This is a genomic window from Streptomyces sp. NPDC015130, assembly GCF_043080005.1.
Classification (GTDB): Bacteria; Actinomycetota; Actinomycetes; order Streptomycetales; family Streptomycetaceae; genus Streptomyces.
In genome coordinates this window covers 49467-75354 of record NZ_JBIBVC010000015.1, presented here as the reverse complement: position 1 = coordinate 75354, position 25888 = coordinate 49467, and the positions used below count along the sequence as shown (strand labels likewise).

Here is a 25888-nt window from a genome sequence, read left to right as displayed (position 1 = left end):
GCGTGATGCTCCGGATGTATCGCGACACGCTCTCCCTGCTCGGCCCGGCCCTGCCGGTGATCTCCTTCCTCGGCCGGCTGCCCACCGCCATGTGTCAGCTCGGCAGCCTCCTCCTGGTCGCCGAGACCAGCGGCTCCCTCGCCACGGCGGGGCTCGCCGGCGGCGCGCTCGCCGCAGGACAGACCGTCGCGGGACCGGTCATCGGCCGCCTCGCCGACCGGCACGGCCAGCGCGGGGTCGTCCTCGCCGCCTCCCTCGCGAACGCGGTCGCCGTCCTCGTCCTCGTCCTCGCCGCGCTCGCCCACGCGGGCACCGGCTGGCTGATGCTGTCCGGTGCGTTCGCCGGCGCCACCGTCCCCCAGATCGGGCCGCTCGCCCGGACCCGCGCGGTGGCCCTCGCCCGCCGCTCCGGCGGCCACGACGAACGGACCGTCGGCGCGATCCTCTCCTTCGAAGGCACCCTCGACGAGGTGTCCTTCGTCCTCGGCCCGGCCCTCGTCGGGCTCGCCGCCGCCCTCGCCCACCCCGCCGCCGCGCTCCTGACGGCCGCGCTCCTGCTCGCCGTCTGCGGCTCCGCCTTCGCCCTCCACCCCACCGCCCGGGTCACCGCCCCGGACCCGGGCCGGGTCACCCGTACGGACGCGGCCGAGCGGGCGCGGCTGCCCCGGTCCGCGTACGCGCTGCGCGGCGCGATGGTGCTCCAGGGCGCGATGTTCGGCGCCTCCCAGGCCGGGATCACCGCGCTCACCGAGGAGCTCGGCGCGCCCGCCCAGGCCGGACTCGTCTACGCGGCGATGGGCGTGATGAGCGCCGCCGTCGGCCTCTCCCTCGCCGCCGTGCCCGCCCGTATCGGGCTCACCACCCGCTGGCGCGCGGCCACCGTCGCCCTCGTCGTCCTCTCCGTGCCCCTGTTCCTCGTCGGCTCGCTCGGCGCGCTGTACGCGGTCGTCATCGTCCTCGGCGCCGCCTACGCCCCGCACCTGATCACGGTCTTCGGGCTCACCGAGCGGACCGTGCCGGCCGCCCGGCTCGGCGAGTCCATGGCCTTCCTCACCAGCGGGATCGTCGCGGGCCAGGCCCTCGCCCTCGCCGTCTCCGGCCGCCTCGCCGAGAGCCACGGCGCCCCCGCCGCCTTCGCGGTGGCGGTGGGGGCGGCCGTGGCCTGCGCCGCGCTGGCCTGGTCGGTGCGGGTGACGGCTCCCGTGGTTCCGGTGCGGGAGCTCAGGCCGGCCGGCGTAGAACGGTCAGGCTGAGCGGCGCCAGCGTCACCCGCTCGCCGCCCGCGAGCTCCGGCCCCTCCTGCGGCGGCATGCCCTCCGGGTCGGAGGTGTCCACCACCGTCCGCCAGTAGCGGCCGTGGCTGTCCGGCACCACGAACTCCAGCTCCTTCGCGGAGGCGTTGAACATCAGCAGGAAGGAGTCGTCGGCGATCCGCTCGCCCTGCGTCCCCGGTTCCGAGATGGCGTTGCCGTTGAGGAAGACCGTCAGCGCCTGGGCGTGCGCCGCCTGCCAGTCCCTCGATGTCATCTCCTCGCCCTCGGGCGTGAACCAGGCGATGTCGGTCAGCTCGTCGTGAGTGCCCTCCACCGGCCGCCCGTGGAAGAAGCGGCGACGCCGGAAGACCGGGTGCTCCCGGCGCAGCCGCACCATCGAGCGGGTGAAGCGCAGCAGCGTGCCCTCCGCCTCGCTGTTCTCCTTCGGCCAGCGCACCCAGGACACCTCGTTGTCCTGGCAGTACGCGTTGTTGTTGCCGCCCTGCGTCCGCCCGAACTCGTCGCCGTGGCTCAGCATCGGCACGCCCTGCGAAAGCATCAGCGTGGCGAGGAAGTTGCGCATCTGCCGGGCGCGCAGCTCGGTGATGCCGACGTCCTCCGTCTCGCCCTCCTCGCCGCAGTTCCACGAGCGGTTGTAGCCCTCGCCGTCCCGGTTGCCCTCGCCGTTCGCCTCGTTGTGCTTCTCGTTGTACGAGACGAGGTCGCGCAGCGTGAAACCGTCGTGGCAGGTCACGAAGTTGACCGAGGCGAGGGGGCGGCGGCCGTCGTCCTGGTAGAGGTCCGAGGAGCCCGTCAGGCGGGACGCGAACTCCGCGAGCGTCCGCGGCTCGCCCCGCCACAAGTCCCGTACGCAGTCACGGTACTTGCCGTTCCACTCGGTCCACAGCGGCGGGAAGTTGCCCACCTGGTAGCCGCCCTCGCCCACGTCCCAGGGCTCGGCGATCAGCTTCACCTGGCTCACCACCGGGTCCTGCTGCACGAGGTCGAAGAACGAGGACAGCCGGTCCACCTCGTGGAACTGCCGGGCCAGGGTGGCCGCCAGGTCGAAGCGGAAGCCGTCCACGTGCATCTCGGTCACCCAGTACCGGAGGCTGTCCATGATGAGCTGGAGCACGTGCGGGGAGCGCATGAGCAGCGAGTTCCCCGTGCCCGTCGTGTCCGTGTAGTACCGGGGATCGTTCGACAGCCGGTAGTACGAGGGGTTGTCCAGGCCCCGGAAGGAGAGCGTCGGACCCAGGTGGTTGCCCTCGGCGGTGTGGTTGTAGACCACGTCGAGGATGACCTCGATGCCCGCCTGGTGCAGCGCCCGGACCGCCGACTTGAACTCCAGGACCTGCTGGCCCCGGTCGCCCCAGGACGCGTAGGCGTTGTGCGGGGCGAAGAAGCCGATCGTGTTGTAGCCCCAGTAGTTCGCGAGCCCCGCGTCCACCAGCCGGTGGTCGTTCACGAACTGGTGGACGGGCATCAGCTCCAGCGCCGTGACGCCGAGTTCCTTGAGATGACCGATGACGGAGGGGTGCGCCAGCCCCGCGTACGTACCGCGCAGCTCCTCCGGAAGGTCCGGGTGGAGCATCGTCAGGCCCTTCACATGGGCCTCGTAGATCACCGTGTGGTGGTACTCGGTGCGCGGGCGCCGGTCGTCGCCCCAGTCGAAGTACGGATTGACCACGACCGAGGTCATCGTGTCCGGGGCGGAGTCGAGGTCGTTGCGCGCGTCCGGCCGCCCGAAGGGATAGCCGTACACCGCCTCGCCCCAGCGGATCCGGCCCGACACCGCCCGCGCGTAGGGGTCGAGCAGCAGCTTCGCCGCGTTGCAGCGGAGCCCGCGCTCGGGGGCGTACGGGCCGTGGACCCGAAAGCCGTACCGCTGCCCCGGCATCACGCCCGGCAGATAGGCGTGCCGGACGAAGGCGTCCGTCTCGCGCAGCTCCACCGCCGTCTCCGAGCCGTCGTCGTGGAGCAGGCACAGCTCGATCCTGTGGGCGGCCTCCGAGAAGACCGCGAAGTTGGTGCCCGCTCCGTCATAGGTGGCGCCCAAGGGGTACGCCTGTCCCGGCCAGACCTGCATGGATTCGACTCTTCCTCTTCTGTCCGGGTTTGGGGGATGTTCCTCGGCCAGATCCTGCCCGAAAGAGGCGCAACCTCCTAGGACTTCGCCCCGTCCTACCGGGTGACCGCACATCAAGAGGGGGATAGAGGGGGAAGTGTGTACGAAATAGCGCGCCGCCACCTGGGGAAGGTGGTGGCCGGGGCGGCCATGGCGGTGACGGGAACCGCCGTCGCGGTCGCGATCAGCCTGCCGGGCAGCGCGGGAGCGAACGGCGCCGCGGGTCCGACCGGAGCGGCGGGGGTCGCCGGCACCGCGGGAGCCGCGGGCACGGCGACGGGGAACGGATCGGGCGGCGCGACCGGCCAGGGGCAGGCCGGCATCACGGCCGAGGGCTCGGCGGAGGCGGGCGGCCAGGCGGCCGGCTCCGCGCCGCCGCCCGCGACCGTCGCCCCGGCGGCGGCCGAGGGACAGAAGGGCGTCGGGAGCGACCCGCTCACCGACGACGAGCTCACGAGGGCCGAGCAGCTGGCGCTGACCCCGCCGGCCGCCGCCGCCCAGGAGAACGTCGAAGGCGGCCGGGGCCCGCAGCACCTGGGCACCGTCCTCGCCGACCCGCTGCCGGGCGACGCCTCCCGGCGCGCCGAGGTCCGGTTCTACGACTACGCGAAGGACGAGCTCGTCACGCGTACCGTCAACCTCGGGACGGGGAAGGTCGAGAGGTCCGCAGCCCAGCGCGGGGTCCAGCCCTCTGCCCACCCCGAGGAGCTCCGCGAGGCCCTGGAGCTGATCCTCGCGAGCCCGCTCGGGAAGGGCGTCAAGGAGGACTACGAGGACGCCACGGGCAAGCCGCTCACCTCCACCGAGCAGCTGTGGTTCAACGGCGACGTCTACCGGCCCTACCGCGAGGCGAAGGTGCCCGCGCAGCTCAAGGAGTGCGGCAAGCACCGCTGCGTCCGCCTCGTCACCAAGGTCCTCAACGGGGCCTGGATCGACACCCGGAACATCATCGTCGACCTCTCCGCGAGGACCGTCACGCGCGTCGGCTGACCCCCGCCGCCGACGGTCCTCCCGTTCATCTCCGTACGAGGGAGTACGTTCCCATGTCCACCCAGCGAACCACGCGAACCCGCCGAAGGGGCGCCGCCCTGACCGCGGCCGTCCTGCTCGGCACCGCCACGGCCGCCGCCGGGCCCGCGACCGCCGCACCCCGAGCCCCCGCCCCGCCGCCGACGGCCACGCCCGGCACGCCCGCCCAGCTCGCCTGCTCGGCCGCGTACCGCATCACGCAGAAGCTCGAGGGCGGCGCCGTCTGGAACATGTGCTGGCGCTACAACACCGACGCCGGCCTCACCCTCGACGGCGTCACCTACCAGGCGCCCGGCGCCGCGCCGATCAAGGTCCTCTCCAGCGCCCGGCTCGCCCAGATCCACGTGCCGTACGACGACGGCGGCGCCGAGTACGACGACCTCACCGGCGCCGGCTTCGGCTGGGGCCTGCAGAACCTCAAGCCCGCCGAGTGCCCCGGCGGCACCATCTCCACCGTCAAGGTGCCCGAGGTCGGCCAGATCAAGGGCCTCTGCACCACGACCAGGGCGCGCGGCCACGCGTACCGCATGGCCGCCGACGGCGGCGACAAGGTCTACCAGGTGCAGGGCAAGGACCTTCTCGTCTACACCGTGAACAAGGTCGGCTGGTACGAGTACATCTCCGAGTGGCGCTTCTCCGCCGACGGCACCATCGGCGCCAACGTCGGTGCCACCGGCAGCCTTTCGCCCGTCGACTACAACGCGACCGACGGCCGCGGCTGGCCCATCGGCAAGGGCGCCCGCGCCTACGCCACCAGCCACGCCCACAACGTCTTCTGGAAGCTCGACTTCGGGCTCGACGGCTCCACCAAGGACCGGATCGAGCAGTTCGACTCCACCGTCAGCGCGCCGCCCGCCGGCGGCGGCGGGCCGACCGTGAAGACGAAGCGCACCGTCGTCACCAAGGAACTCGCCGGTGACGCGAAGAACATGCGCTGGTGGCGGGTGGTCAGCGGCACCGGCAAGAACGCCGACGGCCACGCCCGCTCGTACGAGATCGTGCGCGGGCACACCGACACCCACGCCGGCCGCGGCTTCACCAAGCACGACGTGTACTTCACCCAGTCGCGCGCCTGCGAGCAGTTCGCCAGCAACAACATCGGCAACTGCGGGGCCAACGCCGGTGACAGCGTGGACAAGTGGGTCAACGGCGAGACGCTGACCAAGCCGTCGGTCTGGGTCAACATCGGGTTCCACCACGTCGCCCGGGACGAGGACCAGCAGCCGATGCCGGTCCACTGGCAGGGCTTCCAGCTCGCTCCCAGGGACCTAACCGCTATGAATCCGCTCACTCCGGCCGAACTCGCCTCCCAGAACGGACAGCCTGATCTGGGTAGTTGAGCAAGCAGCCTGACGATCCTGCTGCACCGCCTCCCGCTCGCGGAGTACCCTTCCTTGATCGTTGTTCGGAAATGAAGCGGGCTTCCAGGAGCAGAAGGCGGTGCGCGGGTGAGCTCGGGAGGTCGGGAGCTGCCCCCAGGTGACGCGGGTCACGACGGGGGTCCGGCCGACCCCGCCGAGGCACCGCCCGGCGCGGTCGTCCCGCCCGGCGCGGTCGTCCCGCCCGGGACGGTCTCCGTCGCCCGGCCGGTGGAGATCGGGGCGGAACTCGACTGGGGCGCCGAGGCCTGGGGCGAGGTGCGCACCCGCGCCCAGCGCGCGGGGCGCGCCTACATCTGGCTCAACCTGGTCGAGCAGCGGCTGCGGGCCGTGGTCGCCGCCGTCCTCCGGCCCGTGTACGAACCGGTGCACGGCGAGGAGTGGGTCGTCGCCGCGGCCGGTCCCGCCGGCCAGGAGTGGGTGCAGCGGGCGGTCGCCGTCCGCGAGGTCTCCCGGCGCAAGGGCTACCTCCTCGACCCGGCCGACGACAACGTCCTCAGCTTCCTCACGCTGCCGCAGCTGCGCGAGCTGATGGTGCAGCACTGGCCCTGCTTCGAGCCCTACTTCGACGACCGGCGCGAGGTCGAACTCGCGCTGGACGAGCTGGAGGTCACGCGCAACGTCGTCTCCCGCAACCGGGCGCTCTCCCTGACGGTGCTCGCCCAGTCCGAGCGGGCCTCGGCGCGGCTCCTGGAGATCCTCGGCAGCGGGGCCGGGGTGCCGTCGGCCGACCGGCTGCCGGTGGACGCGGTCGAGGACCTCGTCGGCGACCGCTACGCGGACGTGGTCTCCGTCCACCCCGACCGGGTGCGGCTCCAGCGGCAGCTGCCCGCCGAGGACCTGTTCGGCGGGGCCCGGCGCCTCGACGCCACCGGCATAGGCCTGAACCTCCTCGTGCAGAACTTCTCCGGCCGCCGCATGGTGCGGCTCGCGGAGTCCGGCTGCCGGACGCGGCTGCTCTTCCTCAACCCGGCCAGCAGCGCGGTCAAGCGGCGCGAGCGGGAACTCGGCCTCAAGAAGGGCGAGCTCAGCCGCTCCGTCGAGATGAACATCCTGCACATGCGGCGGGTGCGGTCGAAGCTGCGCGACCCGGGCGCCTTCCAGATCCACGTCTTCGACGAGACCCCGCGCTTCACCGCGTACCTGGTGGACGGCGACGGCCCGGACGGGGTCGGCGTCGTGCAGTCCTACCTGCGGAAGGCCCGCGGCATGGAGGCACCGGTCCTCGTCCTGCGCGGCGGCGGCCGGAGCGTGGTGCGCCACGGCCAGCCGGGCGGCGACGGCGAACACGGACTTTTCGCGACATACCGGGAGGAATTCGAGTCGGTGTGGCTCGACTCCCGACCGGTCTCCTGACCGGTCGCCACACCTGTTCGGGACCGCCGCCGGAGGCGTTGTCAGTGGTGCGTGCGAGGGTGGTCACCACCACGGGGGAGATCACGTAAGGAGGACCCGATGGCCTGGCACGGCGACACGCTGGTCGGCTTCGACCTGGAGACGACCGGCACCGATCCGCTGGAGGCCCGTATCGTCACGGCCTCGATCATCGAGGTCGACGGCGCGGGAGACGTCGTACGGCGACGGGACTGGCTCGCCGACCCCGGCATCCGCATCCCGGAGCAGGCCTCCGCGATCCACGGCATCAGCACCGAGCGCGCCGCGGCCGAGGGCCGGCCGGTGCGCGAGGTCGCCGACGAGATCGCGAGGACCCTCGCCGCGTACTGGGAGGACGGCGTCCCGATCGTGGCGTATAACGCCTCCTTCGACCTCACGCTCCTCTCCGCCGAGCTGCGGCGCCACGGGCTGCCCTCGCTGAGCGAGCGGCTCGGCGGCGCCGACATCGGCCCGGTCGTCGACCCGTACACGATCGACCGTGCCGTCGACCGCTACCGGCGCGGCAAGCGGACCCTGGAGGCGGTCTGCGGGGAGTACGGCGTGGTCCTCGAAGCCGCCCACCAGGCCGCGGCCGACGCGCTCGCCGCCGTCCGGGTCGCCGTCGCGATAGCCGAGCGGCACCGCCAGGTGGCGGAGCTGGACCCGGCCGAGCTGCACGAGCGGCAGATCTCCTGGTACCGCGTCTGGGCCGAGGACTTCCAGGCCTTCCTGCGCGGCAAGGGAGACCCGGAAGCGGTGATCGAGTCCACCTGGCCCCTGCGCCCGGCGGTCCTGGCGGCCGGCTAGGACCCGCCTCGGCCGGGCGCTCACCCAGGCCCGGAGCTCCTCTCGGCTAGGAGTTCTCCTTGAAGAAGGAGAGCAGCAGCTCGTTGACCTTCTCGGGCTGGTCCAGCTGGAGCCAGTGCCCCGCCTCCTCGACGCGCTCGTAGCGCCAGGACCCGGCGACGAACTCGCCCGTGCCCGACATCGAGCGCTCCGTGAGGAACCGGTCGCCCTTCGACCAGACGCCCATCACCGGGACCGACTCCGCCAGCGGCGGAGGCAGCGGCAGGTCCGGGCCGAACTGCACCTCCGGGGGCAGACCCGCGCGGTAGATGTCCAGCGCCGCCGTCAGCGCGCCCGGCGCGCGCAGCGGTTCGAGGACGGCCTCCGCGTCCGGGTGCTCGCCGAGCATCTCGCGGAAGTTCGCCCAGTCGTCCCGGGTCAGCCACTCCTCGGCCACCCCGGCCAGCTGGAACAGCACCATGTACCAGGACAGCTGCCGCTGCTCCCAGCCCGCCGCCCGGATCGCGCCCAGGTGCCCCACGGACAGCAGGCTCAGGCTCCGCACCCGCTCAGGCGCGATCTGCGCGAGGGCCTGGGCGATGCCCGAGCCCCAGTCGTGGCCGACCAGATGGACCCGGTCGAGCTCCAGCCGGGCGAGCAGTTCGAGCAGGTCGCCCACGTGCTTCGCCGGGTGGTACGCCGCCGGGCCGCCCGCGGGCCGGTCCGAGGCGCCGAAGCCCCGCAGGGTGGGCGCGACACAGGAGAAGCCGGCGGCGGTCAGCGCCGGGATCTGACGGCGCCACAGGTCATGGCTGTCAGGGAAGCCGTGCAGCAGCAGGACGGCCGGTCCCTCGCCGCTCGTCCGCACGTCGAGCGTCACCTCGGAAAGTTCCACACGCATCGCAACACCCCGTTCGACAGCAGGAGTCCGGGCCGGTCACCCGGCCCGGATCATGATGTCAGAACGGGTACCAGCGGACCTCCGGGTCACCCTCCCGCAGCGAGCGCACCCGCCGCTCGAACTCGGCCAGCGCCTTCGGGTTCGCCGGCGCGTGCTGGGCCACCCACGCGCAGCTCGCGGTCTCCCGCGCGCCCCGCAGCACCGCGCACCCCTCCCACTCCCGGACGTCCCAGCCGTACGCCTCCGTGAAGGCCTCGTAGGCGGCCGGGTCGAGGCCGTAGCGGTCCCGGGAGAGCGCCAGCACCACGAGGTCGTGCTCGCGGAGATCGGAGGAGAAGGTCTCCAGGTCCATCAGGACCGGGCCGTCGGGTCCGACGAGCACGTTCCGGGGGAGGGCGTCGCCGTGGATCGGACCCGGCGCCAGACGCGGGGTGAGCGCCGCGGCCGCCGGGGCGAAGGCGTCCCGCCGCTCCCGGAGGAAGGCCGCGTCCGCCGGGTCGATCGCCTCGCCCGCGAGCCGCAGCCACCGCTCGACCCCGCCGAGCAGCTCACGCCGGGGGAGCGTGAACCCCACCGGCTCGGGCAGCGCGTGCACGGCCCGTAGCAGCGGGGCCAGATCGCGGGGCTCCGCGGGCCGGACCGCGTCGGGCAGCCGGTGCCAGAAGGTGACCGGATGCCCGTCTACCAGTCGTGGCTTCTCCTCGGCGGCCCGCGGCGCCGGGACCCCCGCACCGGCGAGCCAGCCGGCCAGCGCCATCTCCCGCTCGGCCCGCTCGAACAGCTCGGCGTCCCTGCCTACCTTCACCACGAGGTCGCCCACGGCGAAGACCGCGTTCTCCCCCAGTGCCAGCAACCGCGCCTCCGCGGCCGGCAGCCCCGCCTCCGTCAGGATCTCCCGCGCCCGCGCCTCGTCCATCGACAACTCCCTACCTGTGCGTTTGAGCCAAAGTCTCGCATTCGCCCAGGTCGCCGCGCCGGTCGCCTTGACGGCCCCACGGCCCGTCAGGACCATGACGGGGGTTCCTCACCGGCGGCGCGGCCGGCAGACGGGGGGTCGGATCGATGAGCTCGGCGACCGCGACGAAGCGGCCGGGCGGAACGCGGACACCGCGGACCGTCCGCTCGGCACGACCCCGGGGGCCCGACTTCGGCGCCTGGTTCCTGGTGCTCCCGGCGCTCCTGCCGATCCTCGTCCTCAGCATCGGCCCGCTCCTCTACGGGATCGCCCTCGCCTTCACCGACGCCCAGTCCGGCCGCACCCAGGCCACCCGCTGGGTCGGCACCCTCAACTTCCAGGACCTCCTGCACGACACCCTCTTCTGGGACTCCTTCCGCATCGGTCTGGTCTGGGCCGTCGGTGTCACCGTCCCCCAGTTCCTGCTGGCCCTCGGCCTCGCCCTCCTCCTCAACGAGAAGCTCCGCTTCCGCTGGCTGGCGAGGGCCCTCGCGATCGTCCCCTGGGCGATGCCCGAGGTCGTCGTCGGCATCATGTGGCGGCTCGTCTACAACCCCGACGCCGGCATCCTCAACGAGACCCTCCGCGACCTCGGCCTCGGCCAGGGCCACGACTGGCTCTCCGGCCTCGCCACCGCCCTCCCCGCCGTCGTCCTGGTCGGCGTCTGGGCCGGCATGCCGCAGACCACCGTCGCCCTGCTCGCCGGACTCCAGAACACCCCGCGCGAACTCCACGAGGCCGCCGCCCTCGACGGCGCCGGCGCCTGGCGCCGCTTCCGCACCGTCACCTGGCCCGCGCTGAGACCGGTGGCCCTCGCGGTCACCGCGCTCAACCTCATCTGGAACTTCAACTCCTTCGCCCTGGTCTACGTCCTGACCAGCGGCGGACCGGGCGGCCGCACCCGGCTCCCCATGCTCTTCGCCTACGAAGAGGCCTTCCGTTACGGACAGTTCGGCTACGCCGCCGCGATGGGCTGCGTGATGGTCGCCGCCGTCTCGGTGCTCATCGCCCTCTCCCTCGTACGTCGGCTGAAAGGGGACCAGGACCGGTGAGCGCCCTCCGGACGAGCAGACCCGCGCGGATCGGCCAGTACCTCGCCCTCCTCGCCTATCTGGTCTTCCTCGCCTTCCCCTTCCTCTGGTTGGTCTCCACCGCCTTCAAGCCCGCCCCCGAGCTGGCCTCGCTCCACCCCACCTGGATCCCGCGGGAGCCGACCCTCGCCAACTTCCGGCAGGCCTTCGACGAACAGCCGCTGCTCAGGGCGGCCGGGAACAGCCTGGTCGCCGCGCTCGCCGCGGCCCTGATCGCGGTCGTCCTCGCGACCCCGCTCGCCTACGTCACCGCCCGCCACCGGGGCCGGCTCGCGACGGCCGCCACCGGCTGGGTCGTGATCAGCCAGGCCTTCCCCTTCGTCCTGGTGATCATCCCGCTCTTCCTGATCCTCAAGAACCTGCACCTGATCAACAGCGTCCCCGGCCTCGTCCTCGTCTACGTGGTGTGGTCGCTGCCCTTCGCCCTCTGGATGCTCATGGGGTACGTCAGGGCCGTCCCGGCCGAGCTGGAGGAGGCCGCGGCCGTCGACGGCGCCGGCCGGCTCCGTACCCTCGTCTCCGTCACCGCCCCGCTGCTCGCCCCCGGCATCGTCGCCACCGCGCTCTTCGCCTTCGTCACCGCCTGGAACGAGTTCTTCTTCGCACTCGTGCTGCTCAAGACCCCCGAGAAGCAGACCCTGCCGGTCGTCCTCACCCACTTCCTCGGCGCCGAGGGCGTCGCCGACCTCGGCCCGCTCGCCGCCGCGGCCTTCCTCGCCACCCTGCCCTCCCTCGTCGTCTTCGCCGTCCTCCAACGCCGCATCGCCGGCGGCACGATGGCCGGGGCGGTGAAGGCATGAGACGACGACTCCCCGGCACCCTCACCGTCCTCACCGCCGCGCTCGCCCTCCTCCTCACCGGCTGCACCGGAGGCGCCGAGCGCCCCGACGACGGCGTCGTACGGCTCCGCTTCCAGTCCCTTGCCTGGCAGAAGGAGTCCGTCGACGCCAACAGGCAGCTCGTCGCGGAGTGGAACGCCGCCCACCCGGAGGTCCAGGTCGACTACGTCCAGGGCAGCTGGGACTCCGTCCACGACCAGCTCCTCACCTCCTTCGAGGGCGGCGAGGCGCCGGACATCATCCACGACGCCGCCGACGACCTGGCCGACTTCGCCTACGGCGGCGACCTCGCCGACCTGCGCCCGCTCCTGCCCGAGCGGCTGCGCGCCGACATCCCCGCCCGCAGCTGGGAGACCACCACCTTCGGCGAGGGCGTCCACGGCATCCCGTTCCTCCAGGAACCCCGCGTGATCATCGCCAACCGGAGGATCCTGGAGTCCTCCGGCGTCCGCCTCCCGACCCCCGGGAAACCCTGGACCTGGACCGAGTTCCGGCAGATCGCCCGGGACCTCACCGCCGCCATGGGCCCCGGTCGGTACGCGGTCGCCTGGCCGCTCAAGGAGCCCGTCTCCGTCAGCCTCAACCTCGGGGTCTCCACCGGCGGCGGTCTCTTCCACCGCGGCGCGGACGGCCGGGTCACCGTCGACTTCACCGAGGCCGACGCCGTCGTCCCCGGCACCGTCCACGACCAGGTGGTCACCGACCGGACCGCCCCGCGCACGACCCTCGGCAGCGGCGGCTCCGACACCCTGCCCGGATTCTTCGCCGGCAAGTACGCCATGGTCCCGCTGGGCTTCGCCTACCGGCAGCAGATCGCCCAGCAGGCACCCGAGGGCTTCGACTGGACGGTGCTGCCCGCCCCCGCCGGGAGCGAGGGGCTCGCCCAGGGGGTCTCCCCGCAGACCCTGTCGATCGCCGAGGACAGCCCGTACAAGAGAGAGGCGATGGAGTTCCTCGACTTCTTCCTGAAGCCGGCGAACATGGTGCGGCTCGCGCGCGGCGACTGGATGCTGCCCACCGGCAGCGCCGCGCTCGCCGACCCCTCCCTGCGCACCGCCCGCGACGGCTGGGCCGTCGGCGCGGAGGTGGCGGAGCGGCTGCGGCCCGCGCCCTCCCAGGGCGTTCGCGGCTATCCGGAATGGAAGGACAAAGTGGCGACGCCCGCCTTCCAGGAGTACTACAGCGGGGCCATCGACGGCGCCGAACTCCGCAGAAGGCTGGTGGCGGACGGCAATCGGGTCCTCGCCCGCTATCAGCGCAAATGATGGATTCGTCATTACGAAACCTTGTTGAATAAGTCACAGATGGGTGAAGGGTCTTCTCGCGGATCGCTCCCATCCGCGAGGGTTCGAACCGGCTACCGTGCCGCCCCCCACGCGGCGCGGTGGCCACCCCTAAGGTGGGCCCATGGCGAAGACCTACGCGGCCCTCCTCCGCGGCATCAACGTGAGCGGACACCGCAAGGTCCCCATGGCGGAGCTCCGTTCCGTCCTGGAGGACCTCGGCCACCGGGACGTCCGCACCTATCTCCAGAGCGGGAACGCCGTCTTCACCGCGGACCCGGCCGCCTCCGACGCCGAGCTCACCACGGCGCTGGAGGAGGCGATCGAGCGCCGCTTCGGCTTCCGTGTCGACTGCCTCGTCCGCGACGGCGACTACCTGGCGGCCGTCGCCGAGGCCTGCCCCTTCCCGGCCGCGGAGCTGGAGGGCAAGCAGCTCCACGCGATCTACTACTCCGGACCCGCCGAGCCCGAACGCTTCGCCGCGATCGACCGGGAGGCGTACCTCCCCGAGGAGTTCGCCCTCGGCGACCGTGTGCTCTACCTCTACGTCCCCGAGGGCCTCGGCCGGTCCCGGCTGGCCGACGTGATCGGCCGCCCGTCCGTGGTGAAGGGGCTCGTCGCCACGGCCCGGAACTGGAACACGGTGGTCAAGCTCGTCGAGATGACCCGCGAGGACTGAAGGCGAAGTGGCCCGGCCGACCGGTCGTCGATTGGCCCAGGTCGACGGGCCACCCCCGGACTAGATTCGGTCGTATGACGAGCACCGAGACCGCCGCCGAGCCCCGCACCGCCGTCGACTTCTTCTTCGACCCCGCCTGCCCCTTCGCCTGGATCACCTCCCGCTGGATGCTGGAGGTCGAACGCCACCGGCCCGTCGACCTCCGCTTCAAGGTCATGAGCCTGTACCTCCACAACGAGGGCAACGCCCTGCCCGACTGGTACCGCGAGCTCGTCGACGCCTCGATCGGCCCGGTGCGCGTGGCGGCGGCCGCGGCCGAGCAGCACGGCGAGGAGGTCCTGCGCCCGCTGTACACCGCGTACGGCACCCGCATCCACGAGAAGAAGCAGAAGGACTTCGACGCCGTGATCGCCGAGTCCCTCGTCGAGCTCGGCCTCCCGCCCGAACTCGCCGCAGCCGCCCACGACCCGGCGTACGACGAGGCCGTCCGCCGCAGCCACGAGGCCGGCAAGGACCCCGAGGCCGGGGCGTACGTCGGCACCCCGACGATCCACGTCGACGGCACCGTCTGGTTCGGCCCGGTGCTCCGGGCGATCCCGCGCGGCGAGAAGGCCGCGGAACTCTTCGACAGCTTCCGGGTCCTGGCCGCCCACCCCGACCTCTTCGAACTGAAGAGGACCCGTACGGGCGGCCTCGACTTCTCCTAGGCCCTGTCGCCGAGGAGCCGGGCCGGGAGTGGGCCCTAGGGCGTGTTGCGAAAGTAGCGCCGGCCGGCCGAAGGGCGGGCCCGACGGCGTCTGGTGCGTGCGATCGCAAGGCGGAGGGTCGCCCCGATACTGGATGTATCGGGGTGATCCCGACAACGCGGCGAGCGTGCGTGCCAGGCGCCGTCGGGCAGGCGGGACCTTCGCAACACGCCCTAGGAGCCGATGGTGCAGCCGCCGTCGGCGGTGACGACTCGGTGCCGGGCCACCGTGCCGTCCGGGGCGAGGGCGTAGACACCGCCGTCGGACACGACGCGCAGACCCGCGGCGCGCACCTCCGAGAGTGCGGCCCCGCCCGTGGGAGGCATGGCCGCGAGCCGGCCCTCGGAGAGGAACACCCCGCAGCCCTCGGCGGCGCCGAGGCCGCCGCCGCTCGACGTGCCCGCCCGGGCCGTCCGGTTCCCGGTGTTCCCCGTGACCTGGACGGACTGGGTGTCCTGCTGCCCCTGGCCCGCAGCGTAGGTGGCGAACACCGTGGTGCTCCGCGACATCGCGCACTCGCTGGAGAACTCTCCGAGGTCCCGGACCCTGCGGCCCGAACCGAGGGTGACGAGGGCCGGCTTCTCGCCCACGGTGGCGGCCCGGTCGGCTGCGGGGTCGAGGCAGCCGACGGAACCGGGAAGGTGGTCGGCGGCGAGCCGGGGGCGGCCGGCCGCCTTCCCGGAGACGTCGAAGAGGTACGCGGACCAGCGCGGCGCGGACTCCTCGCCCGTGGCGACCGACACCGCGAGGGAGCGCCCGTCGGCGGACTGCGCGCCCATCGAGTCCTTCAGCTCGCCCGGCAGGCTCAACGACCCCGTGCCCGCGCCGTCCGCCCAGGTCACCTTCGGGCCGACGGTCGCGACCCAGTTCTCGGGACCGGAGCTCCAGTGCACATCGAGACGGCCGGCCGGGAATTCCTTCACGGTGGTTTTTCCGTCGCGCTTCCAAATTGCCAGTGAATTCTTCTGCCCCGGATTCTCCGAGACGGGTGCGGAGATCACGGCATCAGGACACCGGGTGAGGCACTGAATATCGGAAGGGAAATTTCCGGAGTGGGTCCACGCGCGGGTTCCGTCGGCGCGGTACCCGGCGAGGGTCTCCTTCTCGGTGTCGAACGTGATGTAGCCGGCGGTGTCGCCCTCGACGAGGAGGAACCGGTTCTCCACCGCCTCTTCCGCGGCCTTCTCGGTCGTGCCTCCGTCGCCGGCCGAACAGCCGGCCAGGACCGGGACGATCAGCAGGGCGACGGCCGCCAGGCGCGTGCGCATCCTCATGGTTTCCTCCGCGGGGGCGCGGGCGGGCCCTGCCGGCCCGCCCGCGCTCACTCGCTGCCTGGTGCGGGTGGGGGATCAGAAGGCGAAGGACTTGCCGCTGCACTCCACCGGCCAGGTGTTCATGTTGTACCAGCCGTGGCTGACGAGGCGGGTGCGGCCCTTCTTGGTGATCGGCTCGCGGCCCACGCCCCAGGACGCGATGCCCCAGCTGTGGTTGTCCCAGGCCACCTCGTTCTTCTTCACCTCGACGTGCCCGCGGCGGGTCGTGCCGTCCAGCAGGTAGGTCACGTGGCTCAGGTCACGGCGCTTCTTGTTGATGCCGTGGCTGGTCGGGAAGTTGAGGCGCTGCTTGTGCTTCCACGTGGTCGAGGTCTTCGCCACGTAGTAGCTGACGGTGCGGACGTTGCCGTCGGCCGAGGGGCCCAGGGCGGTCGAGCAGTTCACCGTGACGGTCCGGTCGGCGGCCATCGCCTGCGGGGCGGTGAGCGTACCGAGCGCCAGTGCGGCGACGACGGCGGGGGCCGACAGAATGCTGACCCGGCGAAGCGTGATGTTCATTTTCTTTCCCCTCTTGATCGGTCAGCAATATCTTCCGGCTGATCGGGATTACCGAACAAGGGAGTTGAGGAACATCTGAGGTTGTTTCGCTTCGCGCTTTTCCGTCATTCCACGTGGTGGAATTATGGATTTCTTAATTCCGCTTGAGGGGTGTTCGTGTCCCCTATTCGGAAATTCCTTGCCGAATTTCGGACGGAGCGGCTCAGGCGGTGTGGGCGACCGGTCGATCCGCCGCACGGGCACCGTCGTAGCGCTCCACGAGGAGCGCGGCCAGCTCGGGCGAAGGGCCCAGGACGTCCGCGAGGACGTCGGCCCCGGCCGCGCCCGCCGCGATGCGGTCCGGGAGCCTGCCGGGGGCGATCACGTACGGGGCGACGGCCACCCGGCGGACGCCGGGGTCGGTACGGACGAGCCGTACGGCCTCCTCCGTGCGCGGAAGAGATGCGGAGGCGAAAGCGGGCCGCACGGAGCACCAACCGGTGCGCCGCAGCTCCCGCGCCGTTTCTGCGATCACCGCGATCGCCTCCGGGTCGGTGGAGCCCGCCGAGGCCAGGACGACCCCGGTCGTGCTCTTGTCGCCGGGGGTGAGCCCGGCCTCGTACAACCGCCGTTCCACCGCCGCGATCAGCAGCGGTGACGGTCCGAGGACCTCCGCCTGCCGGATCCGCAGCGAGGGCGGGGCCTGCCGCAGGACGGCGGGGATGTCGGCCTTCGCGTGGAAGGCCCGGGTGAGCAGCAGTGGCAGCGCCACCACGTCCCGTACCCCGTCGGCGGCGAGCCGGTCGAGGACACCCGCCACCGAGGGCAGGTTGAAGTCCAGGAACGCCGTCTCCACGCGCAGCCCCGGCCGCAGCGCGCCGGCCCGGCGCACGAGCGCCTGGACGGTCGCCGCGTGCCGCGGGTCGCGGCTGCCGTGGGCGACGACGAGGAGAACAGGCGCGGAGCGCTTCCTCGCCAGGGAGGTGGTGGGCGACGGGAGGGCGGGGCGGTTCACGGTGGGACTCAGCCCTTCGCCAGCAGGCCGCGGCGGCGGAGCACCGTGCGCTCCAGCGGGCTGAAGATCAGCAGGTCGATGGCGATGCCGACGATCAGGATCAGGATGATCGCCAGGAAGATCCCGGCCATGTCGATGTTGTTGCGGCCGTGCTCGAGCAACTGGCCGAGGCCGACTCCCAGGTCGGGGGAGGACGCGATGATCTCCGCGGCCATCAGCGAGCGCCACGAGAACGCCCAGCCCTGCTTGAGTCCGGCCAGATAGCCGGGGAGCGCGGCCGGCATCACGATGTGCCAGGCGCCCTTGAGTCCGGTCGCGCCGAGCGTCTGGCCCGCCCGCAGGTAGAGCGGCGGGACCTGGTCGACGCCCGCGACGAGACCGTTGGCGATCGACGGGACGGCGCCCAGCAGGATCACCGCGTACATCATGCTGTCGTTGAGGCCGAGCCAGAGCACGGCCGGTGCCACCCAGGCGACCGAGGGCAGCGACTGGAGGCCGGACAGGATCGGGCCGATCGCCGCGCGCACGAACTTCACCCTGGAGACGAGCAGTCCCAGCGGGGTACCGATGGCGAGCGCCATGAGGAAGCCGAGCAGGGCCCGGGACACGCTGGTCCACAGGACTTCGAGAAGTGTGCCCTCCAGCCACATCGTGGTCAGGCTGTCCCAGACCGCGGACGGGGCAGGGAGCTTGTACTCGTCGGTGACCTTCCCCCAGACCAGCAGCTGCCACACGACCAGGATCAGCGCGACCGCGATGACCGGCGGGAACACCTTCTTGAGCAGGACCTCACGGACCGGGGTACGCCGGATCTGCACACTGTCGAGCGCGTCCAGACCCGCTTCCAGGCCGGCGAGGTCGTCGGCCTTCCCCGTGCTCGGGGCCTTAGGAGTGGTGTCAGTGCTGGCCATGACGGCGGATCTCCCCACGCAGGTGCTCGGTGATCTCAAGGGAGAGCTCCGCGACGTCGGAGTCCTCGATGCGGCGCGGCTGCGGGATGTCGATCTTCCACTCGTGGGCGATCCGGCCCGGCCGCGACGAGAGGAGGACGACGCGCTCGGCCAGCCGCACGGCCTCGCGGACGTTGTGGGTGACGAAGAGCACCGACAGCTTCGTCTCCCGCCAGATCCGGGTCAGCTCGTCGTGCAGCACGTCCCGGGTGATGGCGTCGAGCGCGGCGAACGGCTCGTCCATCAGGAGCAGGTCGCTGTCCTGGGCGAGCGCGCGCGCCAGGGCGACACGCTGGCGCATGCCGCCGGACAGCTCGTGGACGCGCTTGCCGTACGAGCCGCCGAGCCGGACGAGGTCGAGCAGCCGCTCGGCCTCCTCGCGCCGCTCGGTCTTGGGCACCCCGCGCAGCCGCAGGGCCAGTTCGATGTTCTTGCCCGCGGTGAGCCACGGGAAGAGGGCGTGCTCCTGGAACATCAGGGCCGGCCGGCCGCCGGGGGTCTCGATGGACCCCGCGGACGGCCGGTCGAGCCCGGCGACCAGGTTGAGCAGCGTGGACTTGCCGCAGCCCGAGGCACCCAGGAGGGTGACGAACTCGCCGGGGGCGACATCGAGCGAGATGTCGTCGAGGACGAGCTGCCCGCCGGCGGGTCCGCCGAAGGACTTGGAGACATGCTCGATACGGGCGGCATGGGTCACCGCCGTACGGTCCTCGGCCTTGGCGAGCGTCGCGGTCGTGGCCATGGTCGTCACCTCCTGGGTATGAGCTGCGGCTGGTTACTTCGCGCCGAGACCGGCGTCGGAGACCTCGGGCTGCCCCGCGGCCTTCAGCACCTTGTTGAGCGGCTTCAGGTCGTAGATGCCGGCCAGCACGGGCTTCTCCAGAAGGCCTGCCTTCACCGCGTGGTCCGCCTGGGCCTGGAGCGTGGCCGCCAGCGGGTCGTTGGTGAACTGGATGGACGGCCAGGCGGCGTCGATCACCTTGTCACCGAGCGCCTTGCCGGAGATCGCCTTGAGCTTGGCGTTGGCCGAGGCCTTCGCCTTGTCCGGGTTGGCGTTGATCCACTCGTTGGTCTTGACCGCGCCCCGCAGGAAGGCCTCGACGACGTCCGGGTGGGCCGTGAGGAACTTCTGCGACACGATGATGTTCGTGATCACGAACTTCTTGTCCGGCCAGATGTCGGACTCGTTGATCAGGACCTTCGCCCCGTCGCTGACCAGCTTCGACGCGGTCGGCTCCGGCACCCAGGCGCCGTCGATGGCGCCGGAGGCGTAGGCGTTCGGGGTCACCTTGTTGTCCGTACGGACCACGGAGACGTCGCCCTTGCCGCTCTTGGCGTCGACCTTCCAGCCCTTCTCGGAGATCCAGTTGAGGAAGGCCACGTCCTGCGTGTTGCCGAGCTGCGGCGTGGCGATCTTCTTGCCCTTGAGGTCGTCCAGGGTCTTGATCTTCGCCGGGTTCACGACGAGCTTCACGCCACCGGAGGCGGAGCCGCCGATGATGCGGAGGTTGGTGCCCTTGGTCTTGACGTAGCCGTTGATGGACGGCGAGGGGCCGATGAAGCCGATGTCGATCGAGCCCGCGTTGAGGGCCTCGATCTCGGACGGGCCGGCGTTGAAGGTGGTGGGCTCCAGGACGGTGCCGCCCAGCTCCTTCTGGAGGATGCCCTCCTGGTCACCCACCAGCGCGGTGGCGTGCGTGAGGTTGGGGAAGTACCCGAGCCGTACGGTGTCGGCGGAGAGCTTCTTGCCCTCGGCGGCCACCTTCTTCTCGTCGTTCTTGGCCTCGGAGCCGTAGCCGCAGGAGGCGAGTGCGCCGATCAGCAGCGGCAGGGCGGCGGCGGCGGCCAGGCCGCGGCGCAGGGTGGTACGGGTGGTGGCAGGCACGGGAAGTGTTCCCCTCGATGTCAACTTCTGCGAAGTCTGCGTCTATGTCGTTCGGGGTGGAGCGGGTGGAGCCGTGTCGCACCGCTCGCGCGGTGCGTGGGGGGCGACATGCGACATCGCGCGACGCCTCCCTGGCCCGTGCCGAGGGTCCCGCCGCCCACGCGGCCACCCTCCTTGGCGAAGGTGGCGAAGATGTCCTGGAGCATCAGAAGTCCCACCCCTCCTCGTCCTCGACGACCGCGACGGCCTTGGCGGTGGCGAAGGACTCGCCCGCCATGCCCGCCGCGAGCGTGGTGCCGTCCGCCGGGTCGATCAGCAGGAACGAACCGGTACGGCGCGAGTCCGCGTACGCGTCGAGCGCGAGCGGCTCGGCGGTGCGTACGACGACCCGGCCGATGTCGTTGGCGACCAGCTGCCCGGGGTTCGGGTGCTGGGAGAGATCGTCCAGGGTCAGCCGCGAGGGGATCTCCTTGACGATCGCCTTGACCGTGCGGGTCGTGTGCTTGAGCAGCACCCGCTGGCCCACGGCGAGCGGCTGGTCGGCCACGTGGCAGACCGTCGCCTCGACGTCCTGGCTGGTCGCCGGGGCGTCACCGACCGGCGCGAGCAGGTCGCCGCGCGAGATGTCGATGTCGTCGGCGAGCCGGATCGTGACCGACTGCGGGGCCCAGGCGATGTCCACGGACTCGCCGAGCGCGTCGATCCCGCTGATCGTGGAGGTCTTCCCCGACGGCAGGACGGTGATCCGCTCGCCGACGCGGAAGGCGCCCGCCGCGATCTGACCGGCGTAGCCCCGGTAGTCGGGGTGCTCCGCGGTCTGCGGGCGGATCACGTACTGGACCGGGAAGCGCGCGTGGCAGGCCGTCAGGTCGTGGCTGACCGGGACCGTCTCCAGGTGTTCCAGGACCGTCGGGCCGCCGTACCAGTCCATGTTCGCGGACGGCTCCACGACGTTGTCGCCGGCGAGCGCCGAGATCGGGATCGCGGTGATCTCCGGGACGCCCAGCTCGGAGGCGTACGTCGTGAACTCCTCGGCGATCGCGGCGAAGACGGGCTCCTGGTAGTCGACCAGGTCCATCTTGTTCACGGCCAGGACCACGTGCGGGACGCGGAGCAGCGCGGCGACGGCGGCGTGCCGGCGGGTCTGCTCGACCACGCCGTTGCGGGCGTCGACCAGGACGACGGCGAGCTCGGCGGTGGAGGCGCCGGTGACCATGTTCCGGGTGTACTGCACATGGCCCGGGGTGTCCGCGAGGATGAAGCGGCGGCGGGCGGTGGCGAAGTAGCGGTAGGCCACGTCGATCGTGATGCCCTGCTCCCGCTCGGCCCGCAGACCGTCGGTGAGGAGCGCCAGGTCGGGAGCCTCCTGGCCGCGCTTGATGGACGCGGCCTCGACGGCCTCCAGCTGGTCGGTGAGGACCGACTTGGAGTCGTGCAGGAGACGGCCCACCAGCGTGGACTTGCCGTCGTCGACGGAGCCGGCGGTGGCGAAGCGCAGCAGGGTGGTCGCCGAGACGTCGGCGAACTCGGCGAACTGGTCGGTCGTGTTCGGCATGGCTAGAAGTACCCTTCGCGCTTACGGTCTTCCATCGCGGCCTCGGACATCTTGTCGTCGGCGCGGGTCGCGCCCCGCTCGGTGAGGCGGGAGGCGGCGATCTCGGCGATGACGGCGTCCAGCGTGGTGGCGTCGGAGTCGACGGCACCGGTGCAGGACATGTCACCGACGGTGCGGTAGCGGATGAGCCGCGTCTCGACCGTCTCGGTGTCCTTGGGGCCGCCCCAGTCGCCGGCGGTCAGCCACATGCCGCTGCGCGCGAAGACCTCGCGCTCGTGCGCGAAGTAGATCTCCGGCAGTTCGATGCCCTCGCGGGAGATGTACTGCCAGACGTCCAGCTCGGTCCAGTTGGAGAGCGGGAAGACCCGGACGTGCTCGCCGGGCGCGTGGCGGCCGTTGTAGAGCTGCCACAGCTCGGGGCGCTGACGGCGCGGGTCCCACTGGGAGAACTCGTCGCGCAGCGAGAACACCCGCTCCTTGGCGCGGGCCTTCTCCTCGTCGCGGCGGCCGCCGCCGAAGACCGCGTCGAAGCGGTGCTGCTGGATCGCCTCGGTCAGCGGGACGGTCTGCAGCGGGTTGCGGGTGCCGTCCGGGCGCTCGCGCAGCTTGCCCGCGTCGATGTACTCCTGCACGGAGGCGACGTGCAGCCGCAGTCCGTGCTCGGCCACGACCCGGTCGCGGTAGGCGAGGACCTCGGGGAAGTTGTGCCCGGTGTCGACGTGCAGCAGCGTGAAGGGGACCGGCGCCGGGGCGAAGGCCTTCAGCGCCAGGTGCAGCATGACGATGGAGTCCTTGCCGCCGGAGAAGAGGATCACCGGCCGCTCGAACTCGCCCGCCACCTCACGGAAGATGTGGACGGCCTCCGACTCCAGGGAGTCGAGGTGCGACAGCGCGAACGGGCTGTCGGTCGTCTCGTGGGCGTGGACAACGGTGGTCACAGCAGACCCCTCTCGGTGAGCAGCGCGTGGAGCTGTGCCGCGGACTCCTGCACGGTCTGGTTCTGGGACTCGATCCGGAGATCGGGCGTCTCGGGGGCCTCGTACGGGTCGTCGACGCCGGTCAGGCCGCTGATCTCGCCGGCGGCCTGCTTGGCGTAGAGGCCCTTGACGTCGCGGACCGAGCAGACCTCGACCGGGGTGGCCACGTGCACCTCGACGAAGGGGGTGCCCTCGGCGGCGTGGCGCTTGCGGACCGCCTCGCGGCTGTCGGCGTACGGAGCGATGACCGGCACCAGGACCTGCACGCCGTGCGAGGCGAGCAGCTCGGCGACGAAGCCGATGCGCTGCACGTTGGTGTGCCGGTCCTCGCGGGTGAAGCCGAGGCCCGCGGAGAGGAACTCGCGGATCTCGTCGCCGTCGAGGATCTCGACGCGGTGGCCCTCGTCGCGGAGGCGGCCGGCCAGCTCGTACGCGATGGTGGTCTTTCCGGCGCTCGGCAGGCCGGTGAGCCAGATGGTGGCACCGGTCACGTGGTTCTCCTGGGAGGTGTGGGAGGTCTCGGGGGAGGTCCGAGGGGTGGGGGCCATCAGCCGTGCAGTCCGCACTCGGTCTTGGAGCGGCCCGCCCAGCGTCCGGCGCGGGCGTCCTCGCCCTCCAGCACCCGGCGGGTGCAGGGGGCGCAGCCGACGGAGGCGTAGCCGTCGGTCAGGAGCGGGTTGGTGAGGACACCGTGCTCCATGACGTACGCGTCGACGTCGTCCTGCGTCCAGCGGGCGATGGGGGAGACCTTGACCTTCTGCCGCTTCTCGTCCCAGCCGACGACCGGGGTGTTCGCCCGGGTCGGGGACTCGTCGCGGCGCAGGCCGGTGGCCCAGGCGGTGTACGCGGTCAGGCCCTCCTCCAGCGGCTTGACCTTGCGCAGCGCGCAGCACAGGTCGGGGTCGCGCTCGTACAGCTTCGCGCCGTGCTCGGCGTCCTGCTCGGCCACGGTCCGGCGCGGCGTCAGGGTGATGACGTTGACGTCCATGACGGCGTCGACGGCGTCCCGGGTGCCGATGGTCTCCTCGAAGTGGTAGCCCGTGTCGAGGAAGACGACGTCCACGCCGGGTCGGACGCGCGAGGCGAGGTGCGCGACGACCGCGTCCTCCATGGAGGACGTGACGCAGAAGCGCGCCCCGAAGGTGTCCACGGCCCACCGGAGGATCTCCAGCGGAGAGGCGTCCTCCAGCTCGCGGCCGGCCTGCTCGGCGAGTGCCTTGAGGTCGGCCGCGGTGGCGGAGGTGTCGTCCTGGCTGCCTTCGTGCTGAGTGACCGTCATATCTCTTCCCTCCCAGGGGTGGTGCCCGAAGCGCCCGGGGCGAGCAGCCCCAGGAACTTCAACTGGAAGGCCCGGCTGCACGCGGCGCATTCCCAGGCGCCGTGACCCTGCTCGTTCGGACGCAGGTCCTCGTCCCCGCAGTAGGGGCAGTGGAACGGTGCGGCGCGCTCGCTCATGACAGCGACTCCTCGGAGGCGCGCGCCGTCCAGGTCGCGAAGCGCTCGCCGTCCTCGCGCTCCGCCTGGAAGCGCTTGAGGACCCGCTCGACGTAGTCCGGGAGCTCGGCGGCGGTGACCTTGAGGCCGCGGACCTTGCGGCCGAAGCCGGCCTCCAGTCCGAGCGCGCCGCCCAGGTGCACCTGGTAGCCCTCGACGCGGTTGCCCTCGTCGTCCAGGACCAGCTGGCCCTTGAGACCGATGTCCGCGACCTGGATGCGGGCGCAGGCGTTCGGGCAGCCGTTGATGTTGATGGTCAGCGGCTCGTCGAACTCCGGGATGCGGCGCTCCAGTTCGTCGATGAGCGAGGAGCCGCGGCCCTTCGTCTCGACGATCGCGAGCTTGCAGAACTCGATGCCGGTGCAGGCCATCGTGCCGCGGCGGAACGGCGAGGGGGTGACCCGCAGGTCCAGCGCCTCCAGGGCGGAGACGATGCCCTCGACCTGCGCCTCCTCGATGTCGAGGACGAGCATCTTCTGCTCGGCGGTGGTGCGGACCCGGCCGGAGCCGTGCGTCTCGGCGATCTCGGCGATCTTGACCAGGGTGGCGCCGTCGACCCGGCCGACGCGCGGTGCGAAGCCGACGTAGAACCGGCCGTCCTTCTGCCGGTGGACGCCGACGTGGTCACGCCACTGACCGGCGGGCTGCTCGGGTGCGGGGCCGTCCGTCAGCTTGCGCTTCAGGTACTCGTCCTCCAGGACCTGGCGGAACTTCTCCGGGCCCCAGTCGGCGACGAGGAACTTCAGGCGGGCGCGGTTGCGCAGCCGGCGGTAGCCGTAGTCGCGGAAGATCGAGATGACGCCCTCGTACACGTCCGGGACCTCGTCGAGCGAGACCCAGGTGCCGAGCCGGACGCCGAGCTTCGGGTTGGTGGACAGGCCGCCGCCGACCCACACGTCGAAGCCGGGGCCGTGCTCCGGGTGGCGCACGCCGACGAACGCGATGTCGTTGATCTCGTGCGCCACGTCGAGCAGCGGCGAGCCGGAGACCGCGGACTTGAACTTGCGGGGCAGGTTGGAGAAGTCCTTGTTGCCCACGATCCGCCGGTAGATCTCGTCGATGGCGGGCGTGCCGTCGATGATCTCGTTCTCGGCGATCCCGGCCACGGGCGAGCCGAGGACGACACGCGGGGTGTCGCCGCAGGCCTCGGTGGTCGACAGGCCGACCGCCTCCAGGCGGTTCCAGATCTCCGGGACGTCCTCGATGCGGATCCAGTGGTACTGGACGTTCTGCCGGTCGGTGACGTCGGCGGTGCCGCGGGCGAACTCCTCGGAGATCTCGCCGATCACCCGGAGCTGCTGCGTGGTCAGCCGGCCGCCGTCGATGCGGACCCGGAGCATGAAGTACTCGTCGTCCAGCTCCTCCGGCTCCAGGACGCCGGTCTTGGTGCCGTCCAGGCCCTGCTTGCGCTGGGTGTAGAGACCCCACCAGCGCATGCGGCCGCGCAGGTCGTTGGGGTCGATGGAGTCGAAACCGCGCTTCGAGTAGATCGTCTCAATGCGTGTCCGCACATTGAGACCGTCGTCGTCCTTCTTGAACTGCTCATTGCCGTTCAGCGGGGTGAAGTGCCCCACGGCCCACTGACCCTCGCCACGGTGGCGCCCGGGCTTGCGGCGTGCGGCGGCGGGTGTGGGGTTTTCCGGGGTGGCGGCCATGGCGTTTTGTCCTTCGGGACTGCGAGAGGGCGGCTCTGACCTGCACACTCGCGCTGAGGTCAGAGGGTGGCGCGTCAGTGCGCAGCAGGGTCGGGCAGAAGAG

Annotated in this window: 25 protein-coding genes; 10 read left to right on the top strand and 15 right to left on the bottom strand. The window is 71.7% G+C overall.

Going from position 1 to position 25888, the window contains the following annotated elements; all coding sequences use genetic code 11:
• Positions 1 to 14: 14 nt before the first annotated feature.
• On the top strand, positions 15 to 1253 hold the full coding sequence (locus ACF08F_RS27605; RefSeq protein ID WP_392301322.1) for an MFS transporter: 1239 nt from the start codon (positions 15 to 17) through the stop codon (positions 1251 to 1253).
• On the opposite strand, the gene glgX is transcribed toward ACF08F_RS27605, so the two are convergent.
• On the bottom strand, positions 1222 to 3342 hold the full coding sequence (gene glgX / locus ACF08F_RS27600) for a glycogen debranching protein GlgX (protein ID WP_392301211.1): 2121 nt from the start codon (positions 3340 to 3342) through the stop codon (positions 1222 to 1224). The two genes, ACF08F_RS27605 and glgX, sit on opposite strands and share 32 nt — an antisense overlap.
• 138 nt (positions 3343 to 3480) lie before the next feature.
• Here glgX and ACF08F_RS27595 point away from each other — a divergent pair, with 138 nt between their 5' ends.
• From ACF08F_RS27595 to ACF08F_RS27580, 4 genes are all read left to right on the top strand, one after another.
• Positions 3481 to 4371 (top strand): Tat pathway signal sequence domain protein, encoded by an 891-nt coding sequence (locus ACF08F_RS27595; protein ID WP_392301210.1) that lies wholly within the window; start codon positions 3481 to 3483, stop codon positions 4369 to 4371.
• A gap of 53 nt (positions 4372 to 4424) precedes the next feature.
• On the top strand, positions 4425 to 5750 hold the full coding sequence (locus ACF08F_RS27590; protein ID WP_392301209.1) for a copper amine oxidase: 1326 nt from the start codon (positions 4425 to 4427) through the stop codon (positions 5748 to 5750).
• A gap of 108 nt (positions 5751 to 5858) precedes the next feature.
• A complete protein-coding gene (locus ACF08F_RS27585; RefSeq protein ID WP_392301208.1) occupies positions 5859 to 7145 on the top strand; it encodes an SAV2148 family HEPN domain-containing protein in 1287 nt (428 codons plus the stop codon).
• 99 nt (positions 7146 to 7244) lie between these two features.
• Complete coding sequence (locus ACF08F_RS27580; protein ID WP_392301207.1) at positions 7245 to 7970, top strand: 3'-5' exonuclease; 726 nt, start codon at positions 7245 to 7247, stop codon at positions 7968 to 7970.
• 46 nt (positions 7971 to 8016) lie between these two features.
• On the opposite strand, the gene ACF08F_RS27575 is transcribed toward ACF08F_RS27580, so the two are convergent.
• Complete coding sequence (locus tag ACF08F_RS27575) at positions 8017 to 8850, bottom strand: alpha/beta fold hydrolase (RefSeq protein WP_392301206.1); 834 nt, start codon at positions 8848 to 8850, stop codon at positions 8017 to 8019.
• Positions 8851 to 8908: 58 nt separating this feature from the next.
• Entirely contained in the window at positions 8909 to 9766 is an 858-nt protein-coding gene (locus ACF08F_RS27570; RefSeq protein WP_392301205.1) for a phosphotransferase enzyme family protein, read from the bottom strand.
• A gap of 146 nt (positions 9767 to 9912) precedes the next feature.
• Here ACF08F_RS27570 and ACF08F_RS27565 point away from each other — a divergent pair, with 146 nt between their 5' ends.
• The 5 genes from ACF08F_RS27565 to ACF08F_RS27545 all read left to right on the top strand — a co-directional run bounded on the left by ACF08F_RS27565 (position 9913) and on the right by ACF08F_RS27545 (position 14404).
• Positions 9913 to 10857: a carbohydrate ABC transporter permease gene (locus ACF08F_RS27565; RefSeq protein WP_392301204.1), complete on the top strand. Its 945-nt coding sequence runs from the start codon at positions 9913 to 9915 to the stop codon at positions 10855 to 10857.
• A complete protein-coding gene (locus tag ACF08F_RS27560) occupies positions 10854 to 11696 on the top strand; it encodes a carbohydrate ABC transporter permease (RefSeq protein WP_392301203.1) in 843 nt (280 codons plus the stop codon). Before ACF08F_RS27565 ends, ACF08F_RS27560 begins: the two co-directional genes overlap by 4 nt.
• Positions 11693 to 13000, top strand: coding sequence for an ABC transporter substrate-binding protein (locus tag ACF08F_RS27555; protein WP_392301202.1), 1308 nt, complete (start codon positions 11693 to 11695; stop codon positions 12998 to 13000). Before ACF08F_RS27560 ends, ACF08F_RS27555 begins: the two co-directional genes overlap by 4 nt.
• Before the next feature lie 142 nt (positions 13001 to 13142).
• Entirely contained in the window at positions 13143 to 13697 is a 555-nt protein-coding gene (locus ACF08F_RS27550) for a DUF1697 domain-containing protein (RefSeq protein ID WP_392301201.1), read from the top strand.
• A 74-nt stretch (positions 13698 to 13771) separates the two neighbouring features.
• Positions 13772 to 14404: a DsbA family protein gene (locus ACF08F_RS27545; RefSeq protein WP_392301200.1), complete on the top strand. Its 633-nt coding sequence runs from the start codon at positions 13772 to 13774 to the stop codon at positions 14402 to 14404.
• A 212-nt stretch (positions 14405 to 14616) separates the two neighbouring features.
• Here ACF08F_RS27545 and ACF08F_RS27540 read toward each other — a convergent pair whose 3' ends face one another.
• From ACF08F_RS27540 to ACF08F_RS27485, 12 genes are all read right to left on the bottom strand, one after another.
• Positions 14617 to 15717, bottom strand: coding sequence for a hypothetical protein (locus ACF08F_RS27540; protein ID WP_392301199.1), 1101 nt, complete (start codon positions 15715 to 15717; stop codon positions 14617 to 14619).
• Between the two features lie 75 nt (positions 15718 to 15792).
• On the bottom strand, positions 15793 to 16275 hold the full coding sequence (locus tag ACF08F_RS27535) for a hypothetical protein (RefSeq protein ID WP_392301198.1): 483 nt from the start codon (positions 16273 to 16275) through the stop codon (positions 15793 to 15795).
• 202 nt (positions 16276 to 16477) lie between these two features.
• The gene (locus ACF08F_RS27530; RefSeq protein ID WP_392301197.1) at positions 16478 to 17269 is read right to left on the bottom strand and encodes a sirohydrochlorin chelatase; all 792 of its coding nucleotides are present in this window, start codon (positions 17267 to 17269) and stop codon (positions 16478 to 16480) included.
• Positions 17270 to 17277: 8 nt separating this feature from the next.
• The gene (locus ACF08F_RS27525) at positions 17278 to 18180 is read right to left on the bottom strand and encodes an ABC transporter permease (RefSeq protein ID WP_392301196.1); all 903 of its coding nucleotides are present in this window, start codon (positions 18178 to 18180) and stop codon (positions 17278 to 17280) included.
• The gene (locus ACF08F_RS27520; protein ID WP_392301195.1) at positions 18167 to 18961 is read right to left on the bottom strand and encodes an ABC transporter ATP-binding protein; all 795 of its coding nucleotides are present in this window, start codon (positions 18959 to 18961) and stop codon (positions 18167 to 18169) included. Before ACF08F_RS27520 ends, ACF08F_RS27525 begins: the two co-directional genes overlap by 14 nt.
• A 33-nt stretch (positions 18962 to 18994) precedes the next feature.
• Positions 18995 to 20104, bottom strand: coding sequence for an aliphatic sulfonate ABC transporter substrate-binding protein (locus ACF08F_RS27515; RefSeq protein WP_392301194.1), 1110 nt, complete (start codon positions 20102 to 20104; stop codon positions 18995 to 18997).
• A 205-nt stretch (positions 20105 to 20309) separates the two neighbouring features.
• Positions 20310 to 21659 carry a sulfate adenylyltransferase subunit 1 gene (locus ACF08F_RS27510; protein ID WP_392301193.1) on the bottom strand — a complete coding sequence of 450 codons (1350 nt, stop codon included), beginning with the start codon at positions 21657 to 21659 and terminating at the stop codon, positions 20310 to 20312.
• Between the two features lie 2 nt (positions 21660 to 21661).
• On the bottom strand, positions 21662 to 22597 hold the full coding sequence (gene cysD / locus ACF08F_RS27505) for a sulfate adenylyltransferase subunit CysD (protein WP_392301192.1): 936 nt from the start codon (positions 22595 to 22597) through the stop codon (positions 21662 to 21664).
• The gene (cysC, locus tag ACF08F_RS27500; protein ID WP_392301191.1) at positions 22594 to 23184 is read right to left on the bottom strand and encodes an adenylyl-sulfate kinase; all 591 of its coding nucleotides are present in this window, start codon (positions 23182 to 23184) and stop codon (positions 22594 to 22596) included. The genes cysD and cysC overlap by 4 nt, the downstream gene beginning before the upstream one ends.
• Positions 23184 to 23915: a phosphoadenylyl-sulfate reductase gene (locus tag ACF08F_RS27495; protein WP_392301190.1), complete on the bottom strand. Its 732-nt coding sequence runs from the start codon at positions 23913 to 23915 to the stop codon at positions 23184 to 23186. Before ACF08F_RS27495 ends, cysC begins: the two co-directional genes overlap by 1 nt.
• Complete coding sequence (locus tag ACF08F_RS27490; protein ID WP_055640798.1) at positions 23912 to 24091, bottom strand: hypothetical protein; 180 nt, start codon at positions 24089 to 24091, stop codon at positions 23912 to 23914. The genes ACF08F_RS27495 and ACF08F_RS27490 overlap by 4 nt, the downstream gene beginning before the upstream one ends.
• Positions 24088 to 25785: a nitrite/sulfite reductase gene (locus tag ACF08F_RS27485; protein WP_392301189.1), complete on the bottom strand. Its 1698-nt coding sequence runs from the start codon at positions 25783 to 25785 to the stop codon at positions 24088 to 24090. The genes ACF08F_RS27490 and ACF08F_RS27485 overlap by 4 nt, the downstream gene beginning before the upstream one ends.
• Positions 25786 to 25888: the final 103 nt, after the last annotated feature.

What these genes read in the sequence shown, in the direction of transcription:
- ACF08F_RS27540 (WP_392301199.1), bottom strand. Translation starts at nt 15,717, where the DNA reads ATGAGGATGCGCACGCGCCTGGCGGCCGTCGCCCTGCTGATCGTCCCG.
- ACF08F_RS27525 (WP_392301196.1), bottom strand. Translation starts at nt 18,180, where the DNA reads ATGGCCAGCACTGACACCACTCCTAAGGCCCCGAGCACGGGGAAGGCC.
- ACF08F_RS27575 (WP_392301206.1), bottom strand. Translation starts at nt 8,850, where the DNA reads ATGCGTGTGGAACTTTCCGAGGTGACGCTCGACGTGCGGACGAGCGGC.
- ACF08F_RS27510 (WP_392301193.1), bottom strand. Translation starts at nt 21,659, where the DNA reads ATGCCGAACACGACCGACCAGTTCGCCGAGTTCGCCGACGTCTCGGCG.
- glgX (WP_392301211.1), bottom strand. Translation starts at nt 3,342, where the DNA reads ATGCAGGTCTGGCCGGGACAGGCGTACCCCTTGGGCGCCACCTATGAC.
- ACF08F_RS27570 (WP_392301205.1), bottom strand. Translation starts at nt 9,766, where the DNA reads ATGGACGAGGCGCGGGCGCGGGAGATCCTGACGGAGGCGGGGCTGCCG.
- ACF08F_RS27590 (WP_392301209.1), top strand. Translation starts at nt 4,425, where the DNA reads ATGTCCACCCAGCGAACCACGCGAACCCGCCGAAGGGGCGCCGCCCTG.
- ACF08F_RS27605 (WP_392301322.1), top strand. Translation starts at nt 15, where the DNA reads ATGTATCGCGACACGCTCTCCCTGCTCGGCCCGGCCCTGCCGGTGATC.
- ACF08F_RS27545 (WP_392301200.1), top strand. Translation starts at nt 13,772, where the DNA reads ATGACGAGCACCGAGACCGCCGCCGAGCCCCGCACCGCCGTCGACTTC.
- ACF08F_RS27555 (WP_392301202.1), top strand. Translation starts at nt 11,693, where the DNA reads ATGAGACGACGACTCCCCGGCACCCTCACCGTCCTCACCGCCGCGCTC.
- ACF08F_RS27550 (WP_392301201.1), top strand. Translation starts at nt 13,143, where the DNA reads ATGGCGAAGACCTACGCGGCCCTCCTCCGCGGCATCAACGTGAGCGGA.
- ACF08F_RS27485 (WP_392301189.1), bottom strand. Translation starts at nt 25,785, where the DNA reads ATGGCCGCCACCCCGGAAAACCCCACACCCGCCGCCGCACGCCGCAAG.
- ACF08F_RS27495 (WP_392301190.1), bottom strand. Translation starts at nt 23,915, where the DNA reads ATGACGGTCACTCAGCACGAAGGCAGCCAGGACGACACCTCCGCCACC.
- ACF08F_RS27490 (WP_055640798.1), bottom strand. Translation starts at nt 24,091, where the DNA reads ATGAGCGAGCGCGCCGCACCGTTCCACTGCCCCTACTGCGGGGACGAG.
- cysC (WP_392301191.1), bottom strand. Translation starts at nt 23,184, where the DNA reads ATGGCCCCCACCCCTCGGACCTCCCCCGAGACCTCCCACACCTCCCAG.
- ACF08F_RS27535 (WP_392301198.1), bottom strand. Translation starts at nt 16,275, where the DNA reads ATGAACATCACGCTTCGCCGGGTCAGCATTCTGTCGGCCCCCGCCGTC.
- ACF08F_RS27580 (WP_392301207.1), top strand. Translation starts at nt 7,245, where the DNA reads ATGGCCTGGCACGGCGACACGCTGGTCGGCTTCGACCTGGAGACGACC.
- ACF08F_RS27520 (WP_392301195.1), bottom strand. Translation starts at nt 18,961, where the DNA reads ATGGCCACGACCGCGACGCTCGCCAAGGCCGAGGACCGTACGGCGGTG.
- ACF08F_RS27565 (WP_392301204.1), top strand. Translation starts at nt 9,913, where the DNA reads ATGAGCTCGGCGACCGCGACGAAGCGGCCGGGCGGAACGCGGACACCG.